Origin of the sequence: Bacillus sp. JAS24-2, assembly GCF_008274905.1 — a bacterium.
GTDB lineage: Bacteria > Bacillota > Bacilli > Bacillales > Bacillaceae_G > Bacillus_A > Bacillus_A cereus.
This window is the reverse complement of sequence record NZ_CP031069.1, coordinates 142,230-159,918: the sequence shown is the minus strand read 5'-3', so window position 1 is coordinate 159,918 and position 17,689 is coordinate 142,230. Positions and strand designations below refer to the sequence as shown.

Sequence of the window (17,689 nt, the reverse complement as noted above, 5' to 3'; positions counted from 1 at the left end):
ATTAGTTCTACATTATCTGACCTAAATGTGTATCTTTTTTTTCTTTTTTATTGTAAATTTGTTTTCCTCTGTAAAAGAAATAAATACCAAGAAGTGAGATTAAAGCCATAAATAAGAACATTGTTGTTCCACCGTACACTGCTAAAAGAATTCCACCAAACCATGGGCCTACAAAATTCCCAAATTCCCCCAAACTTTGCGCGCCATAATATGTCCCTCTTAATCCAGATGGCGTAATTTCATCAACTTGAGCATATTCAGCCGGGATTACTAATATCTCTCCTACTGTAAATACAAACATTGAAATTATGAAAGCAACCCACAATGTTGAGAATGCAAAACCTACTTCTCCTACAGCAAACAAAATACAGCCAAATGCAATTCTTTGAAATAAGCTAAAACGTTCTGCCCATCTGGTTAGTGGTATCTGAATCATAAGCACCGTAAGCCCATTAACACTCATCAATATTGCAAATAATTTAATTCCATCTAAAATATTTTCTTTTAAATATTGCGAAAGTGTAACTGACATCTGCCCATGGACTGTTGTTAATAAAATACCACCAATAACAAAAAACATTAAAGGTACGTCACTACGTACTGCATTCCATATAAGAGACATACTAACTTTTTCATCCTTCGTAGAAACATCCCTTTGCTCATTATAATTAGTAACTTTCAACATAATAAATAGTATTATTGCATAAAGAATATAAATAAATGCTGTTAATACAAATGCTATTGTACTACCACCAATTCCAAAGAAAGCTCCCAACATTGGACCAATTGATAACCCTAAATTAAATGCCAGATAACGATTCGCAAACATTCTGTACCTTTTTTCATCTGGGGTTAAATCAGCCATTAAAGCTTTTGAAATGGTTCCAAAGAATGCATTTGAAAGTCCCCTGATAATACTAAAAAGTACTAATAAAACCGGATTAAATGTAGCAATAAACCCCAAAAAGGCAATACTTAATCCAATTAAAGAAAAAATCATTAATTTTTTTCTACCTATAAAATCTGATAATACACCCCCTAAAAGTCCACAAAATGTACCCGCTAGTGGGCCTATCCCAATAATGAATCCAATCGTTGCAAAATTTAATTCTGAAGAGTTACTTAGATGGATTGCTAAAAATGGCATACTCATTGAACTTGTTAAAGAAATTAAGACAGTACCAAATACTAATACATGCACAATTGGATGATATTCTCGTATATAAGCTTTAAATTTATTCATGAAAATTTTCTCCCCCCTCAAAAATTGCCAAAAATTTATTATTAATTTTAGAAATAGCTTCTTTTCTCAAGCTATAAAATGCGGGAATAGAACTTCCAATAAAATGACTTCTTATAATTCCTTCACGTTTTAATTTTGTAATGTGGTGATGCACCGTACTCTTAGCTAAATTCATGTGTTTATGAATTTCAATTAAAGAACGAGGACCTCGGGATAAATATATTAAAATATTTAATCTAGTCTCATCCCCTAAACATTGCATAACTTTAACTAACTCCCTTGTTCCATCTTCATAGAAATTTTTTTTGATGGGATATAAGCATGTAGCGATTCCATCAAAATAATCCAATACGGTATTAGGGCTACAATGATATTGTGGTACCAAAATAACTTTTCTCAAGTTATCCTGCTGTTCAATTCTTAATCCATTAGTAGCAGTTTCTATAATATCTATCGGTCTACTAACATTTAATTTTTCATTCAAAGAAATTGCATCCTGTTTTAATTGCATATGAATGGTAGGATCTATACTTTTAAAATAATATTCGTTCCATTTGTATAAAATATCTACACTTCTATCCCTAATCACACTTAGGTCATTAGATATAGATTCTACCCAAGGAGCTAATCTTTCATAAATCTCTCCCGCTGACAGATTTTCAAACCAATTTAAAAATTCTGGAATGGAAGATTTTTTTTCACATTGAGAAATTAATAACACTATCCGATGTAATACCTCCCATCTTTCATCTTGTAACTCATTGATAAACCTTTCAGGTAACCGTAATTTAGTCTCTTCTAACCAGTTTCCTTTCAAATGAACTTCCTTCATCTTGTCATTATTTATATAGTTGTACAAGCTGATAATAAGTTCATAAGCAGGAGAATGTTCTATAACTATAGAATACTCTCTATCCATTCGATCACCATCTAACATAATTTAAATTTAACTTTATTGTAAGCTAAAGAATTATTAAAAACAATAATTTTTCGAATTTTTCATTATTAGATCTGTATTCCCTTTCATTTTTCTTGATAAATAGAATAAAAAACAATATTTATTACCTGAATTTATACAATACGTGATATATTGCATATTGTATAAATTCTTTTGGAGGGATATAATGAAAAAAAATATACACTGTAAAGTAACTGGTTTTTGTTTAATAGTACTAGGGGCTTTATTGGGAAGTACCTCTGGAGCTCTAGGTCAACAAATTTTTGTCCAGAGTAATCTCTCCGTTGTATCAATTGTTGTAGTAAAATTATTGATATCTGGAATTCTAATTTTATTTATCTCGTGCTTTGGCAATAGACGTCTTGATATACTAAATATTTGGAAGTCAGTCCAAGACGCTAATAAAATCATTCTGTTTGGCACAATTGGTGTACTGGGCACTCACTATACATATTTTTCATCAATTAAAGAGGGAAATGTTGCCGTTGCAACTTTACTACTTTATTCAGCTCCGGTCTTTTTAGGTATATACTTAATTCTGATAAATGTTAATTCTCCTAATAAAAAAGAATTGTTTTCATATTTAATTTTCATAATTGGAATTTATCTTTTCTTCACAAAAAACTCAATTTACCAACTAAATGTTTCTATACTTTGGGGAATATTATCTGGCATGTCGTTTGCATTTTACATAAATCAATTAGATGATCTATGTAAAAGATGGTCATTACGTATAGTATTAGGATGGGGGATGGTAATTGGAGGCATTGCATTATTAATTTTAAATAAGCTTTCGACAAGTGAGTTTATCCTGCTTTCTACTGTTAAAACTCTCTCAATCCACACTTTATTATTACTATTTATTATTGTTTTTGGAACTATTCTTACATCAATTTTTTATGTAAAAGGTACAAATTATATTACTCCTAAAGATATTTGCTTATATTCCTGTATTGAACCATTGACTGCAATTTTAATTTCCGTATTATTTTTTAATACTTCATATACAGCTTCTGAATTAATAGGGGCTTTTTGTCTAATTGGAGTTTTCGTATTATTAACCCAACTTAATCCACCAATTAAAAGAACCTTATCACTGGTTAATGGGCAACAAACAAAACTTAAATAAAAACAGTTTTAATACCTTTTACTTTTCCGTTTTACTCGAAATTTTAGGCATTATAAAAAGAAAGGAAGTGTATTATCCTGCCTATACCTAAAAACTTTAATAAACAAACGAGATTTTCAGCAAAAACTATTGTTTTAAATCAACTACAAGATTGGATCATTGAAGGTGTTTTAAGACCTAATGAGAAAATTAATGATACTGAACTAGCACAAGCTTTAGGGGTAAGTAGAACACCCGTAAGAGAAGCACTTCAAGTTCTAGAGCTTTCTGGACTCGTCGAAATGGTTCCAGGACAAAAAACTAAAATTTCTCCAATCAACGTAGCAGATGTACCATTAATTTATGAAACTATTGCAAGCATACATACCCTTGCGGGAAAACAAGCTATTAATAATATTAAAACATCTGATATTAAAGCACTTACGTTAATAAATACAGAATTTAAACAAGCTATTGAGAAAATGGATACTAGAAATGCATTAACACTAGATTTAAAATTCCACAACCTAATTGTTGAAATTTCAAAGAATACATACATTGAACCATTTTTAGAAAACTTACATCTTCATGCCCTGCGTTTTGAGTATATTTTCTTTCAAAACGTAATTCATGATAGTCGATCTATAGATGAACACACTAATATTATCAAAGCATTAGAAAATGGTGACTCATCATTACTAGAAAATACTATGTCTAATAACTGGTTGCGTCCAATGAAAGATGTTCAAAATATATTAACTTCGAAGAATTTATAATTAATTATGTGAACTACTCACCACCTAGCAAAGTTTGATGTGGAGCTTCTCAGTTCCACCCCTAGATATCCAACATCTGGACGCTCTTTTGGTACGGTTGATATTTTATGCAGGAACCGAATGGTTTGGTTTTTACGCTCGATTTTCTTCCTGCATCCTCCTATACCAAGATATCAAAGAACTTCATATAACTAGTTCATCAAAAAATTTTGACTATGCCAAACCGAAATTCATCTCCCGCCTAGCGCTTTTCTATCGCCCTTCACACGGTTGATGAAGAAGAATTATTTCGGTAAAAGTATTCAATTGAGTACTTTTATATTTAATAAGTAAATTTAACTTATATAACAATTTTTCATTATGTTAAAATCCAATAAATATATCTAGTGATTTCTATTTTAAAGTCATCATTTTTAAAGTACGCAATATATTGCATTCAATATATATTTAAAATTCTTGTCTGAAATTTAATGGAGGTGTTTTATTTGAATAAAGTTAATAAGGATCGTATTAAAGGTATGATTATGGTTATAATAGGTGCTAGCTTATGGGGGCTATCGGGAACCGTCGCTCAACAACTATTCCAATGTAATGGTATTACTACGGAATGGTTAGTTACAATCCGCTTACTGATCTCTGGGGTTACATTGTTATTTATTTCACTTTTCAGTAAAAACAAACTCGAGATTGTTGCAATTTGGAAAAATAAATATGATGCTACTAAACTCATTATTTTTGGGATTTTTGGTATGCTAGGGGTACAATACACTTATTTTGCATCTATTAGTGAAGGGAATGCTGCAGTCGCAACAATTTTACAATATTTAGCTCCGATTTTTATTACTTTTTATCTGATTATCAAATTTAGAGCTTTGCCTACTAAAATAGATGTTTTAGCAATAACTTTTGCAACCTTGGGTACTTTCTTATTATTAACAAATGGTTCAATAAATAACCTAACTGTATCAATCCCTGCAATTGTTTGGGGAGTTTTATCTGGATTATCTTTAGCTTTTTATACTCTTTATTCTAAATCTTTATTAGATAAATGGTCTTCCGCAGTTTTAGTTGGCTGGGGTATGATTATTGGCGGAATAGGCGTTACAATAGTTCATTATTTTTCTAAAAAAGAAATAATATTTTTAAAATCAATTGAGAACCTTGATCTAAATACACTATACCTTATTGCCTTTGTAGTTATTTTTGGAACATTAATTGCTTTCTATCTATTTTTAGACAGTATTAGATACATTTCGCCTAAGGAAACTACTTTATTAGGCTGTACTGAACCACTTTCTTCAATCGTTTCATCTGTAGTTATTTTGCATATTCCTTTCTTATTTTTCCAAATCATTGGGGCCATATGTATCATAATTGTAGTGATCTTATTAAGTAGAAAACCTGTAGAAAAACAAAAAACTATTAATGTACTTACTAATGAAAACCTTAATGTCCATCCCAAGTAATATAGTAAAATATAGGAACTTCAGTACTTTGAACCATAAGTTGTATCATAGTATTTTCCTAGTCCTACATGAACATGTAAAAGTGAATTTATCCTGAAACTCAAAATGTGTAGAATTCAATACAAAAATACATTAAAAATTGTTTGTATGCAAAGTTAAAATCGTGCTAGAAGAACGATTTTATTCTTACATGCTATGCACTAAAAGTTTCTGTAAAAACTGTACAGCCCGATAATTAAAGTGTTGATTAGTTCATTCTGAATTCATAGAAATATATGTTTGGGCTTCTAATTGATTACATAATAGCGTGAAGTAGCAAGCAGGTATGTTTGAAGTTCATGAAAGATCTGCACGTAAAGGGCGAACCCACAAAGAGGTGAAAAGATTCAAATCGCTGCTTCAAAGGCACCTGCTTTTAAAGCTGAAAAAGAACTAAAGGAGGCAGTGAAAGAATTATATATAGTGAAACAGGATCTGATATATGGATATCAGACCCTGTTTATTATTTAATCAATTCTAATTTGTACGTTTAATTATTATTTATCGTTTTCCGACAGAAGACTCCTTCCTCAAAAATGTGAAGGTGTGACACACCAATTTTAGGTGGGAGATGAATGTCAGTTGGCATAAGCCAACATATTTGCTATCATTTACTTGTACAGATTGCTCTTCGAAAACTGAAGATATGAGGTTGGTTGCAGAAAAACGTTGCAACCGTAAAATCTTCAACGTTCTATCGCCCCACGCTTCTCAAAATTGCGAAAACCAAGCTAAAGTAGGTAGTGTGGTGAGTCAGCGTACAAGATACTTATGTTCTCACCGTAGGGACTGCGGGTAGAGCCTGCTAAGATAACTGGTGGATACATCGGTGTTCGCAGGAATCTCCCACTTCAAACAGTCCGTTAGGACGTTAAGTGGTGAGTAGTTCAACTATTAATCATTTCACGATAAGAATTAATAATAATTTCTGCTGCATATCCTCTGCACACGTGGTCTAGAGCATACATTTTTTATATTTTGGTGCAAAATGAAAAGTTTCCTCTAATTCAATATTCTCTTTTTTACTTTTAAATCAAAATATTCCAAAGTAACCCTCATTAAACTGCAATTATAAATGTAGGGTTCTACTTACATTTGTGATTTATATAAATAATCTGATTTATTAACTTATCTATATCTTGACTTAAACTTAGCACCTGCTGATGTCTAAATCCATATTTATCTACTAGTTTAATTAATTCTACTTTCTTGTCTTCAATTAATTTTTGTAAGTTTCTCATCTCCATATCTATTAGAACTCCTTTTTTACGATTTAGCAGTTAAATTATAGTATAGATATAAAAATAAAGAAACTGGAATTTTTGGTAATCGAAAGAAAAAATTCAGATGTGTCTAAAATATAATAAAATTATATATATGCATAAATGCATTTAAATTCTTCTATAATAATGTTATAATGGAATTAACCAAGAAGCATCCAACAAATTATGATTAATCACTACATTTTCTTTCAGAACTAGTCAACATATAAAAAGACACTATACTATATATAGTATAGTGTCTTTTTATATACTCTATAATATTATTTGAACATAAATATGTTTATGCAAATTAAATTACTAAAAAAACTTTAACAAAGGGTTGTACCACATCCCTATGTAGCTAATAAAAGACAAATAAACAAAAGGATATATCTTACCATATATGATGGAAACGACATATCCTTTTGTTAAAACCCTACTCTTATCGATTTCTGTTATCATTAAGTTTTAATTAAACTTAATACCACACTCTAATCGATCACTGTTATCCTTAGGATTTAATGTAATTGGCTTTACAATGTACTCCATTATATTCACCTCCTTTCACTGAAAGTATATTTCAACTCTCTTATTAACTAGATTGTTTAATAACCTCAGTTTCCGGTACTTTTTGTTTATCGATAGGATTTTTTATGTAATATCTATATAATCTATCTTTGATATTATATTTTAATTGGTCACATTCAAAATCTTGTTTTTCTAAACTTAGTTCTGGGCATCTTCCTTTACAAAGAGGCATAATATTACATGTCTTGCATTTGTTTGGCAATTCCCAATTCATCCATTTTGTTAAGGTTTGTAACGAAGTAATGCCTTCTGCTAAATTTCCTACTCTTAATTTTTTATTTCCAACTTCATGCCAGCATTTAAATAAATCACCATAGGCATCTACAACAAAAGAGTTATTATCTACAGCTTGACAAACCCAACCACCACGATTTCTAGGATAAAGATTTCCCATATTGAAGCCAATCTTATCCGCATATTCAATCAAATCTGTCTCCCATTTTGCAAATTCCCTTGTTACTAGACAGGATTCACTAATAGATTGACAAACGTCATTGTATGCCCCTACTGGAGCAAAATACAAGGAAACTTTGTTGTTTAATCCTTGGTTCATTAGGATTGGAAATAGCTTATAGACATCTGCAACGTTTTCTTTTGAAACATTTACTCGAATTCCGACTTGTATAATGTCTTGTATTTCTTTAATATTATTTAAAATTTTATTGAAAGAACCTTGCTTATTTCTTAAGATTCTAGTCACATCATGCGTCTCTGGGCCACCATCCAATGTAATTTGTACATATTTAACATTATTCTCTTGGACTAAATGTTCTGCAATTTTTCTATTAAGTAAATATCCATTTGAAACTATTTTAGCTCTATATTGTATATTTTTTTCTTTACATATTGCTAATATATACTTTGACATTCTATCTATAAGATCTTTTTTTAATAATGGTTCACCACCATACCATATAACAGAAAATTCAGTCTTATTTTTTAAGTTATTTTGAATGAAGTTTTTCAAATCTTCTTCTTTTTGTCCCTCAATATATTCATCTACATGATCCTCATAACAATATGGACATCGAAAATTACATTGTAATGTAGTTGCTATGGTTAAACCTAAATATTTACTTCCAAAACGGCTTTTATTAGTTAAATAATGGTAAACGCCGTATTCATCTAAAGAATTCTCTACTATAAAACCAGCCCTAGTTAATTCTTCTAAATGTAAATTAGGAATCTCATTATAGTTTTTTTTGCTAATTTTTTTTATAGTATCCGTATACTCATCAGAAATTTTAACAAACGCCCCTGTATGGCTATTATATAGAAAATTAATATTATCTCTTTTGAAAGGTACATTAAATTGTGATACCTTATACAAAATTATTCCTCCATTCTATTCGTATCCATATTACTAAAATGATGCAATTACTTATGTCTTGTAATATTAATTAATTGTTAAAATCTATTTTTCACTAATAACTTAACACAGGTATAGTAGCAATTGAATTGAGAATATATATACTGAATGTTTAGTATAGATATATAAACCTATTATGATAGTGTAAATAATTCGTTTCTATTGGATTATGTTGCTACATTTTTAGAAGCAGCAAAAAAAGTGAATGAGTCAGAAAATCCTAAGAAATCTATAGTAAAATCAGGTAACTTGCTTTGCAAGTCAACCGTTAATCTTTTAATAAATAGAAAAAATCCCTAACCATTGTTTTGGATATTGTTAGGGATATTGTTAGGGATTTTTTCTATTTATATTTTGTATTAATCCACGTTGTCAGCAAATTAAAGATCGCATGGTTTTACAAAACAAAAATATGTTGGGATTCGTATGAAAGGATAAGATTTTCATTTTTGGGGTATTAACTTTTGTTAACTTGATAGCGATGTGGTGCTGCCCCTATTTAAAGTGAAAATCAATAAGTAATATATTCGATCGGTTAACATGTGAAAAATGAATTTATACATAAAAAAGAATCCTACTATTAAGCAGGATTTGACATGGGATATTTTATCGTCGAGAAATGCAGTTATTCTTGATTTTATAATAATATAAATACACAAGATTTACAACTATTATTTACACCTGTAAATACATTATTAGGATACTCACGTGCACCTATTTCTACATTCTCCTTTATAAATATATTTTTAATAATAATTTTCATAAGTAAGTTTTATTAGGTCGACATAACAAAAATATATAAATAAAACCGTATTAGTATACTGGTGCAGGAAGTCTACCATGATTCTTATCTTCTTCTCTATTAATCTATAATTACATTTTCAATAATTTATTATGATATAAATTTTGATTAAAAGTATTTTATGTAAATGAACAATTAGTATTTTTAGGAGTAAAAGAACTTAATACATAATTTACTTTATTAATTCACATAATTTTCAAATATCAAATTTCTTCATGTTAATATTTAGTATATAATAAGAGCAACCCGTAGTTAGAGTGTTTGCTCCGATTCAAATTATGAGATAGTTTGTTTTAACTTTTTTACATTAACTAAAAAAGGACTTGTAGGGATTCCTACAAGTCCTTTTTGTTTTTTTGATACAGTGACTCCTTATTTCAAAACCTAGGAGACAAAGAAAGGAGTATATATTACTTTGATGGGCATGGGGAATCGCCAGCATGTTTTGAAAAAACTTACACTAAGCAAAAAATAAAATAAGCCATCCATTTGGACAGCTCATTTACATAATTATCGTTAGCGGCAGTAATATATTGATAGTTCAATACTTACAAATCTTTTATATGTTTTCTAATATCTGCGGCTACTTTGGTAGGATCATCAATCTCAAAAAAGACATACTTATATTTTTCATGACCTTTTAATTCAATCATTACGAGAGGGACTCTATTTTCACAAGAGAGAAAGTACCATTCATCAGCATATCTAAAACTTCCTTCAAAAATATTGAGAGGAGAAATTGATGTTCCAGGCATACGAAGCATCCATTGTGGAGGATCAAAATAGTCAACATACACACTCTTAATCGTGTTTTAAGGCATTTTTAATTTTAGTTTTAATGCAAGTAACCCTGTTATCCCATTTAGTTTTAGAATCGGACCTCCATTATCAAATAATATTTTCCCCCACTTTTTACGTTAACTTTTATACTTGTATACTCAAAATCCCTTTGATTTGTATTTGGATGGTAAGACATGTTTCTCTACTCTTTCATATAGAGTAAGCATTTGCTTGATAAAAGAACATTTCGGTACTAACCAATACGAAAATAATGCTGAAACACATCCTATTAAAGCCCCTATTACAACATCAAAAGGATAATGAACCCCCACCCAAATACGAGAGATCGCTACACAAAATGCAAGTATAAGCCATAACCATCCAGTCTTTTTACGAACAAGCGAACATGAAAAACAAATCGAAAAAAAGAGAATCGTATGATCACTAGGAAATGAATTATCTACAGCATGGTCGACAAGTTTATTCACATCAGGCAATACTGCAAACGGTTGATAATTCAAATGAAATTTCCCTGCTATTTTTCCAATCATCTCAGCAATCACAAAAGCAACCATCGCTTGAATAACCAGCATCCTACTTTTTCTAGACCAGGTAAACCAATAAGCTATAATAATTAAACCAAGAATATATACCATATATTCTGCCAAAAATATCATGGCTGAATTTAGGAATGAATATTGTTTACCTAAATCATTAATTGCTCGAAAAATATCAATATTGAATTGAGAAAAAGACATTTTCAAATTCCTCCTTCTTTTTTTCACTATAATAAAAAAAGAAAAAGGAAAACATCGAACTTTCTTACAAACATTCGTGCATTCTTACAGTTTTGTCATTTTTCTCGTCATTTTGTAAATGTGTTCATAGCCTTACCTTTTGCTATTTCCTTTGGGAAACATGGTAAATTACGAGAAAGAGCGCTCCAGATAACTTAACAATAAGAAGTCGATTATCTCTTAGCGTACGAAGTTTACGCTTTGTTGGTGCTAGCCCATTGCCATCAAGCTAAGAAAATACAACTCCCCCCAGAACGAAATTTTGTGCTAACTTGTAACAATCCAGCTCATTTTTTCGTCTTAAGGTATTTCAAAATATGAGCTGGATAGATATGTACGATGACCTCTACTTAATTATCAAAAAACATTAGCCTTTAATTGTATACACGCTAATTATAATGACTTATCGATGCCAGCATCATAATGAGTCTCCTTCCCCTCTTTTTATCAGTATTGACAGGTAAAGAGGGTCCAGGCACAAAAACAGGTTGTGGAGAAAGTCTTCTTCACAACCTGAGAGTAAGTTATATATCCAAATAGGATCTTTTCTTTTAACCATTTAATCTTTTATAATCTGTTATAGTCGATATAACTAGAGTCATAATAAATCCACTGACCTGTTCCAATTCTTAGCCAACCATTCTTTTCTTCATATACTGTAACTTTTTCGCCTTTACTTGTCTTTCTAACAATAGAATAGTTTGTACCTGATCCGCTTCGAACATTTACCCCAATACCATTAATTTGAGCCGTTCCAATTACCTTTTCAACACTACCATTTTCAATTACTTGTAGCATATTTAGAATGAATGTTGCTGTTTCACCACGAGTTGTTGTTCCTTTAGGATCGTATTGATTGTCACCCTTACCTCTTACAATACCTAGGCCATACAGTCTTTGTACGTCTTCTTTATATATAATTTGGTCTTTGTCTGAGAATGGTAAGTTTACAACTGGTCCCCATATACCTTTATACTGTAAAGCCTTGTTTACAATAATTGCTGATTCTTCTCTTGTAATAGGTGTGTTTGGGTCAAAATAACCATCTCCTCTACCTTGAATGATACCTGCACTTGCAGTACGTTTAATACCCTCTCGTAAAGTGGAATTTGCATCGTTTAGGTCTTTAAATGAAGCATCTCCAGCTGGCAGGTTTAGAGAGTTAGAGATTAATTGAGCAAATTCGGCTCTTGTTATCGCTCTATTGGGTGCGAAAACCCCGTTTCCTTCCCCTATCATAATCCCCCTTCTATTTAACTCTCGAATAGCTTCTTCATACCAACCTCCTGTAATGTCATCTTTTGGTTGATAAAGATCATTATAATACCCCTCAACGCTATTTACGAATACATCCCATTGCCCATTATTAATCATGTTAGCAGGGCAGATTTTACCGCTCCATTTTTGGTGTTTTACAATGTTATTTAACGGTACACCAGTTTCTTTCATTAAATAAGCTACAAGTTTCTTAGCGTTATCTACCGCTTTACTGTAGTTTCCGTCACTGTTAACTGCGATTTCAATTGCAATAGATTCTCTATTACCTGGACCATCACCGTCTCCTGCATGCCATCCGTTCTCGTTTAATGGTAGGTGTTGATAAATCTCTTTATCGTCTACTGTAAAATGCCACGAAGCAGCTCGGTCTGTGTTTCCTACTGCTTGGTTATATAAGTATTGAGCGTGGTTTCTAGCACCTGCTCCTACACTTGTATTATCAGTCTCATGAATTGTAATGTACTTTGGACTCATGTAGTTTTGAGGACGAATATTATCGTTACCTGCTGGAACAATCCATTCAGTGAATGGAACACCGTTTATTGTACTAGAGGTGCTAGGTGATATGGGGGACAGACTACGTTTTGTTCTGTTTGAATTGTTAGGAACAGTTAATGTACCTGTTTCTTCATGAATTCCTTCTGAACGCTGAAGACTATCTGCTTTCTTATTGTCGACAGTACCTCCACCACGTCCGTCTACCTCTTCAAAACTAGCTTCAATACTTTTTAAAGCCTGTTCATCTGTTGTTTGAATTGGGTCTCTGTTACCTTGCACTTGAAGGTTTGTAGATTGCTTATTGTTTACAGATTGTTGTTCCTCTGCAAACGATACCAATGGAGAAGATAATACCGTTAATCCTGCCGTGAATGCTACTACTTTTTTATTAAATTTAATATTCATTTCTAATTTGGTATACCTCACTATTTTAATAGATATACCTTCCTCCTTGTACTTCTTTTAGTGTGAATAATAGTTTGAATAATGGTAGCCTGAACCTCAAAATAACGGATTGATTTTACATTTCATATGACAACCCGACATCTATAAGTCCTACTTGAAATGTCAGTACTTTAGAATTATAACACAGCACGGTTGCAATAATTCCATGACTCTTGCAAGTAATCTCATAATCTTCGACATACTGATAGGATGACTCTAAAAAAGGGACATGATCAGTATGGAAAAGGGAAATTTGTTTAAATGAGGGCATGATCACATCGCTATCAAGCTAGGGTTTTATACTGCCCCAAAAACAATAATTTTGTATACTTTTACCCTAGGGATGCCAATTTCACTATATTTAGGGTATTTATTTTTACTAAGTTGATGGACATGCGGTGCTCCCCCTACAAGAAGGGCAGTCCCATGTACGCAGGTTTAGATTTTTAACGTCATTATTTTTTTAATCAGAAATTTAAAAATTGACTTTCTTTTCATCCGGAATTGTAATACAATCGAGTTAAATAAATTTAACTGGTTAAAAAAAGGATGGTGCAAAATGAAACAAAAAGCGATTTCCATTATTGAAACATACGAACAATTAAAAGTAATAAGTGATCCATTGCGTACAAAAATGCTTATATACTTAGTCGAAAAGCCCTATACAGGTCATCAACTCGCCCAGCTTTTAAATCTTTCTCGTGCAAAAATACTCTATCACCTCCGCGAACTAGAAAAACACAACATTATTCAATTAGTAAAAAAAGAAGAACAGGGAGGGAATATTTTAAAGTACTATCAGGCTGTTTCGCGTGGCTTTATCCCTGCAAATCACTTACTTCACTACATTGAATCGCAACAGGCAACAAGACAATCCTTTTTAGAAGTATTACATCGTGCGCAAACAAGAATATTAACTGCTCCAGATACCTCATTCGATTTAACATCTTCACATATTGAAGATTGGCCATGTATCTCGATGCAAACAGAATTCTCATTAACTGAAGAACAATTTATGAAGTTTTTAAATCAGTACAGAAACCTTGTTAAAGAAACTATAGAAGCTTCCACATTAACTAATACTAATAAAAACTTTTATGTTGCAATCACAGGTTTTGAAATTGATCAACTACTCTTTAACGAAGACTTATAATTCATTATTGGTGGGGAGGAATTTTCTTTGAGTGAGCCTTTTATATCACAACAAGTTCAACCTCAGTATACAAGTATATCATTATTTAAAAATCGAGCATTCCTATTTCTTTGGTTATCTAGTACCTCTTCTTTTCTTGCTCTTTCAACCTATCTATTTGCAGAGCAATGGTATGTTATTCGATCTCTAGGTCAGGAATCAGCACTTGGGATTGTCATGATGGTAACTCTAATCCCGCGAGTGCTCCTTATGACTGTTGGAGGTGTATGGGCAGATCGCTTTAAACGTTCAAAAATTATGTTGTTCTCTAGCTTCACACGTTTTTTACTGGTTTTTCTAATGATTACTTTATTACATTTACATCTATTAAATTTATGGTCGTTACTGTTTTTCGCACTATTATTTGGAATTCTAGACGCTTTCTTTTCACCAGCGAATCAGTCTCTTCTTCCCCTTTTAGTCCCAAAAGAGATGCTAACTCGATCTAATTCCTTTATTCAAACTTCCAATCAGGTTGCAATGTTTGCCGGTCCAATGATAGGTGGTTGGATTATCACAGTCAGTTCTTTCTCGGTTTTATTTCTCTTCGTTGCTTGCTTTTTATTAATTACATCCGCTTTTACGTTATGTATTAAAGAAAAAAATTCTTCACCGCCTTCTAAGCAAGTATCTACCAAACAAGAGCTATTAGAAGGTTTTCAATATGTATGGAATATGCCTTTTTTAAAATCTATACTTTTTATTTTAATGACAATAAACGTCCTCTTCTTTGGCCCTCTACTTATGGGAATTCCATTATTGGCGAGCGAAGTACTACATGGAAAGGCAGTTGAGGTAAGTTTTTTACAAAGTTCCTATCAGGGAGGAATGCTAGGAGGCGCTTTATTGATTGGGTTTTTAAATATTAGAAAAAATAGAGGTCTTTCTATTCTAATACTTATTTCTTTTCTTGGTATTTTTCTTTCTCTCCTTGGTCAAATGTATGTTTTATGGCAAGGAATCCTTTTACTTGTGATGATGGGTTTCATGTCTTCTATGATTAATGTACCACTGGTGTCTATTATTCAAGAAAACTGTGAAACCGATAAACTAGGGAGAGTTATGAGTTTCGTAAATGCCTCTTCGAACGGTTTAGTTCCGCTATCTTATGCTTTTGTATCTATATGCTTAACATTTGGCACTTCTATATCTAACATTCTACTATGTTGTGGCTTACTCATATCTATCTTATCCATTCTTTTTATAACAAAAGATAAAATTGTACGTAATACAAATTAACCAAACCGTGCATTCTTTCTAGAAATTAAATGTTGGTTCAGGTTTAGCAGGTGGAATAAATTGATTAATAAAAATTTCGTTTTGGGGATACTTCAAAATACTAGCTTGATGGACACATAAGGATGTGCCGGTACCCTATCGCTATCTACCTAAAGTTTTATAGTACCCCAGGACGAAATTTTTTGTTAACTTGAAACAAAAAACGCTTTTTTTCGTTTTGGGGTAGTTCTGAATTCTTAACTTGATGGATGTGGTGCTACCCCACATCCATCAACTTAAGGATTCGGACTATTTTTGAAATTAAAAGCACGTTACTATTTTCTTATATTAATGAGAAAGGGTGACGTGCTTTTTATGAATATGCATCAAAAGCAAGAGTTGTCTTTATTTGCCGAAGAGTTATATCGATATATGTCTCCCGCTACACTTAATCAATTAGCTATAGAAGCAGGCGGGATGAAACGAAAACGGAAGTGCCACGGGCATCATTTTTTATCTTTGTGTGTATGGCTAAATCAACAAGTCGCTACTACCTCTCTTACCCAACTATGTAGTCAATTAGAAACTTCAACAGGAGTTTTATTAAGTCCGGAAGGACTTAATCGGCGATTTAACTCGGCTTCTGTAGCCTTTTTTCGTACTGTATTTACTACACTTCTACAGGCTAAGATTGGAGGCGTATCTAAGATTTCTCATTCTCTTTCTTCCTACTTTGAGCGCATTCGTATCCTTGATTCTACAACCTTTCAAGTTCCAGATCGATTCGCAGCTATGTATCCTGGTGCCGGAGGATGTAGTCATAAAGCTGGTGTGAAAATTCAACTAGAGTATGACTTGTTGAGTGGAGAGTTTTCTGATGTGAAAATTGAACCAGGAAAACGAAGTGATCAGGCGTATGGTGCGACTCGAACAGACATGATACAAAAGAATGAGCTGTATATCCGTGACTTAGGATATTTTCGTCTACAAGACTTTAAGTCTATTCAAGACAAGCAGGGGTATTATTTATCCCGTCTTAAGTTACCGACTAAAATATATAGAAAAGAGTTCGAAACAGTCGTATTTAAAACAAAACCTCCTCAATTGAAACCAGTATATATACAAATTCATTTGGAAGACATTATGAAACAATTAAAACCTGGCCAAGTTTATGAATTACACGATGTATATGTAGGGAGTAAAGATAAACTGCCTACTCGTATTGTAGTTTATAAATGTACCGAGGAGCAAAAACAGAAACGCTTACGTGACCGAGCTATTCGTGAAAAGAAAAAAGGGATTACATATACAGAGCGCACGAAGCTTTTACAAGGTATCACGGTATATATGACAAACATTCCTACGGAATGGGTACCAAAAGAGAAAATCTATGACCTATATTCATTACGTTGGCAAATTGAGCTGTTATTTAAAATATGGAAATCTTGGTTTCAAATTCATCGTTGTAAATCTATTAAACAAGAGCGATTAGAATGTCATCTTTATGGGCAACTCATTAGTATTCTATTATGTTCTTCTACTATGTTTAAAATGCGAGAACTCCTATTACGTAAAAAACAGAAAGAACTAAGTGAATATAAAGCAATGTATATAATTAAGGATTATTTTTCACTTTTTTACCAAGCATTACACAAAAACACCCAAGAATTATCAAAGGTTCTCCTTCGTCTGTTTAACCTCCTACAGCACAACGGACGAAAATCTCATCGGTACGAGAAAAAGACAGTCTTTGATATTTTGGGTGTTGTTTATGAGTATACCACTTCTAATCCTCAGGTAGCATAGTAAAAAATTGAAACCCGTCAGGGTTTATTTGATATGCCTACTTTTATAAAATCTATAAAAGATAA

Annotated in this window: 12 protein-coding genes and 2 pseudogenes; 7 read left to right on the top strand and 7 right to left on the bottom strand. The window is 32.0% G+C overall.

Annotation, left to right across the window (positions count from 1 at the left end; translation table 11 throughout):
* Nucleotides 1-7: 7 nt before the first annotated feature.
* On the bottom strand, nt 8-1,243 hold the full coding sequence (locus tag DN407_RS27905) for an MDR family MFS transporter (RefSeq protein ID WP_149216860.1): 1,236 nt from the start codon (nt 1,241-1,243) through the stop codon (nt 8-10).
* Nucleotides 1,236-2,162: an ArsR/SmtB family transcription factor gene (locus tag DN407_RS27900; protein WP_255446541.1), complete on the bottom strand. Its 927-nt coding sequence runs from the start codon at nt 2,160-2,162 to the stop codon at nt 1,236-1,238. Before DN407_RS27900 ends, DN407_RS27905 begins: the two co-directional genes overlap by 8 nt.
* Nucleotides 2,163-2,367: 205 nt before the next feature.
* Between DN407_RS27900 and DN407_RS27895 the strand changes: the two genes are divergently transcribed.
* The 4 genes and pseudogenes from DN407_RS27895 to DN407_RS27875 all read left to right on the top strand — a co-directional run.
* Entirely contained in the window at nt 2,368-3,330 is a 963-nt protein-coding gene (locus DN407_RS27895; protein WP_149216858.1) for a DMT family transporter, read from the top strand.
* A gap of 77 nt (nt 3,331-3,407) precedes the next feature.
* The gene (locus DN407_RS27890) at nt 3,408-4,085 is read left to right on the top strand and encodes a GntR family transcriptional regulator (RefSeq protein ID WP_149216857.1); all 678 of its coding nucleotides are present in this window, start codon (nt 3,408-3,410) and stop codon (nt 4,083-4,085) included.
* A gap of 470 nt (nt 4,086-4,555) precedes the next feature.
* Nucleotides 4,556-5,551, top strand: coding sequence for a DMT family transporter (locus DN407_RS27880; RefSeq protein ID WP_149216856.1), 996 nt, complete (start codon nt 4,556-4,558; stop codon nt 5,549-5,551).
* A gap of 322 nt (nt 5,552-5,873) precedes the next feature.
* A pseudogene (locus tag DN407_RS27875) lies at nt 5,874-6,001 on the top strand (HU family DNA-binding protein); the annotation flags it as partial.
* Between the two features lie 674 nt (nt 6,002-6,675).
* On the opposite strand, the gene DN407_RS27865 reads toward DN407_RS27875, so the two are convergent.
* The 5 genes and pseudogenes from DN407_RS27865 to DN407_RS27840 form a co-directional block, all read right to left on the bottom strand.
* A complete protein-coding gene (locus DN407_RS27865) occupies nt 6,676-6,837 on the bottom strand; it encodes an aspartyl-phosphate phosphatase Spo0E family protein (protein WP_098519096.1) in 162 nt (53 codons plus the stop codon).
* A gap of 607 nt (nt 6,838-7,444) precedes the next feature.
* On the bottom strand, nt 7,445-8,770 hold the full coding sequence (locus DN407_RS27860) for a radical SAM/SPASM domain-containing protein (RefSeq protein ID WP_149216855.1): 1,326 nt from the start codon (nt 8,768-8,770) through the stop codon (nt 7,445-7,447).
* Between the two features lie 1,389 nt (nt 8,771-10,159).
* A pseudogene (locus DN407_RS27855) lies at nt 10,160-10,510 on the bottom strand (hypothetical protein).
* 39 nt (nt 10,511-10,549) lie between these two features.
* A complete protein-coding gene (locus DN407_RS27850; RefSeq protein WP_149216854.1) occupies nt 10,550-11,149 on the bottom strand; it encodes an undecaprenyl-diphosphatase in 600 nt (199 codons plus the stop codon).
* Between the two features lie 606 nt (nt 11,150-11,755).
* Nucleotides 11,756-13,369 carry an S-layer homology domain-containing protein gene (locus DN407_RS27840; protein WP_149216853.1) on the bottom strand — a complete coding sequence of 538 codons (1,614 nt, stop codon included), beginning with the start codon at nt 13,367-13,369 and terminating at the stop codon, nt 11,756-11,758.
* 598 nt (nt 13,370-13,967) lie between these two features.
* On the opposite strand from DN407_RS27840, the gene DN407_RS27835 reads away from it, so the two are divergent.
* The 3 genes from DN407_RS27835 (at nt 13,968) to DN407_RS27825 (ending at nt 17,624) form a co-directional block, all read left to right on the top strand.
* Complete coding sequence (locus tag DN407_RS27835) at nt 13,968-14,561, top strand: ArsR/SmtB family transcription factor (protein WP_098347893.1); 594 nt, start codon at nt 13,968-13,970, stop codon at nt 14,559-14,561.
* A gap of 27 nt (nt 14,562-14,588) precedes the next feature.
* A complete protein-coding gene (locus DN407_RS27830) occupies nt 14,589-15,839 on the top strand; it encodes an MFS transporter (RefSeq protein WP_098347894.1) in 1,251 nt (416 codons plus the stop codon).
* 354 nt (nt 15,840-16,193) lie between these two features.
* A complete protein-coding gene (locus DN407_RS27825) occupies nt 16,194-17,624 on the top strand; it encodes an IS4 family transposase (protein WP_149216455.1) in 1,431 nt (476 codons plus the stop codon).
* Nucleotides 17,625-17,689: the final 65 nt, after the last annotated feature.

Excerpts from the sequence above, each read along its gene's own strand:
- DN407_RS27850 (WP_149216854.1), bottom strand. The coding sequence starts at position 11,149 with ATGTCTTTTTCTCAATTCAATATTGATATTTTTCGAGCAATTAATGAT.
- DN407_RS27865 (WP_098519096.1), bottom strand. The coding sequence starts at position 6,837 with ATGGAGATGAGAAACTTACAAAAATTAATTGAAGACAAGAAAGTAGAA.
- DN407_RS27825 (WP_149216455.1), top strand. The coding sequence starts at position 16,194 with ATGAATATGCATCAAAAGCAAGAGTTGTCTTTATTTGCCGAAGAGTTA.
- DN407_RS27900 (WP_255446541.1), bottom strand. The coding sequence starts at position 2,162 with ATGGATAGAGAGTATTCTATAGTTATAGAACATTCTCCTGCTTATGAA.
- DN407_RS27895 (WP_149216858.1), top strand. The coding sequence starts at position 2,368 with ATGAAAAAAAATATACACTGTAAAGTAACTGGTTTTTGTTTAATAGTA.
- DN407_RS27840 (WP_149216853.1), bottom strand. The coding sequence starts at position 13,369 with ATGAATATTAAATTTAATAAAAAAGTAGTAGCATTCACGGCAGGATTA.
- DN407_RS27905 (WP_149216860.1), bottom strand. The coding sequence starts at position 1,243 with ATGAATAAATTTAAAGCTTATATACGAGAATATCATCCAATTGTGCAT.
- DN407_RS27835 (WP_098347893.1), top strand. The coding sequence starts at position 13,968 with ATGAAACAAAAAGCGATTTCCATTATTGAAACATACGAACAATTAAAA.
- DN407_RS27880 (WP_149216856.1), top strand. The coding sequence starts at position 4,556 with ATGGAGGTGTTTTATTTGAATAAAGTTAATAAGGATCGTATTAAAGGT.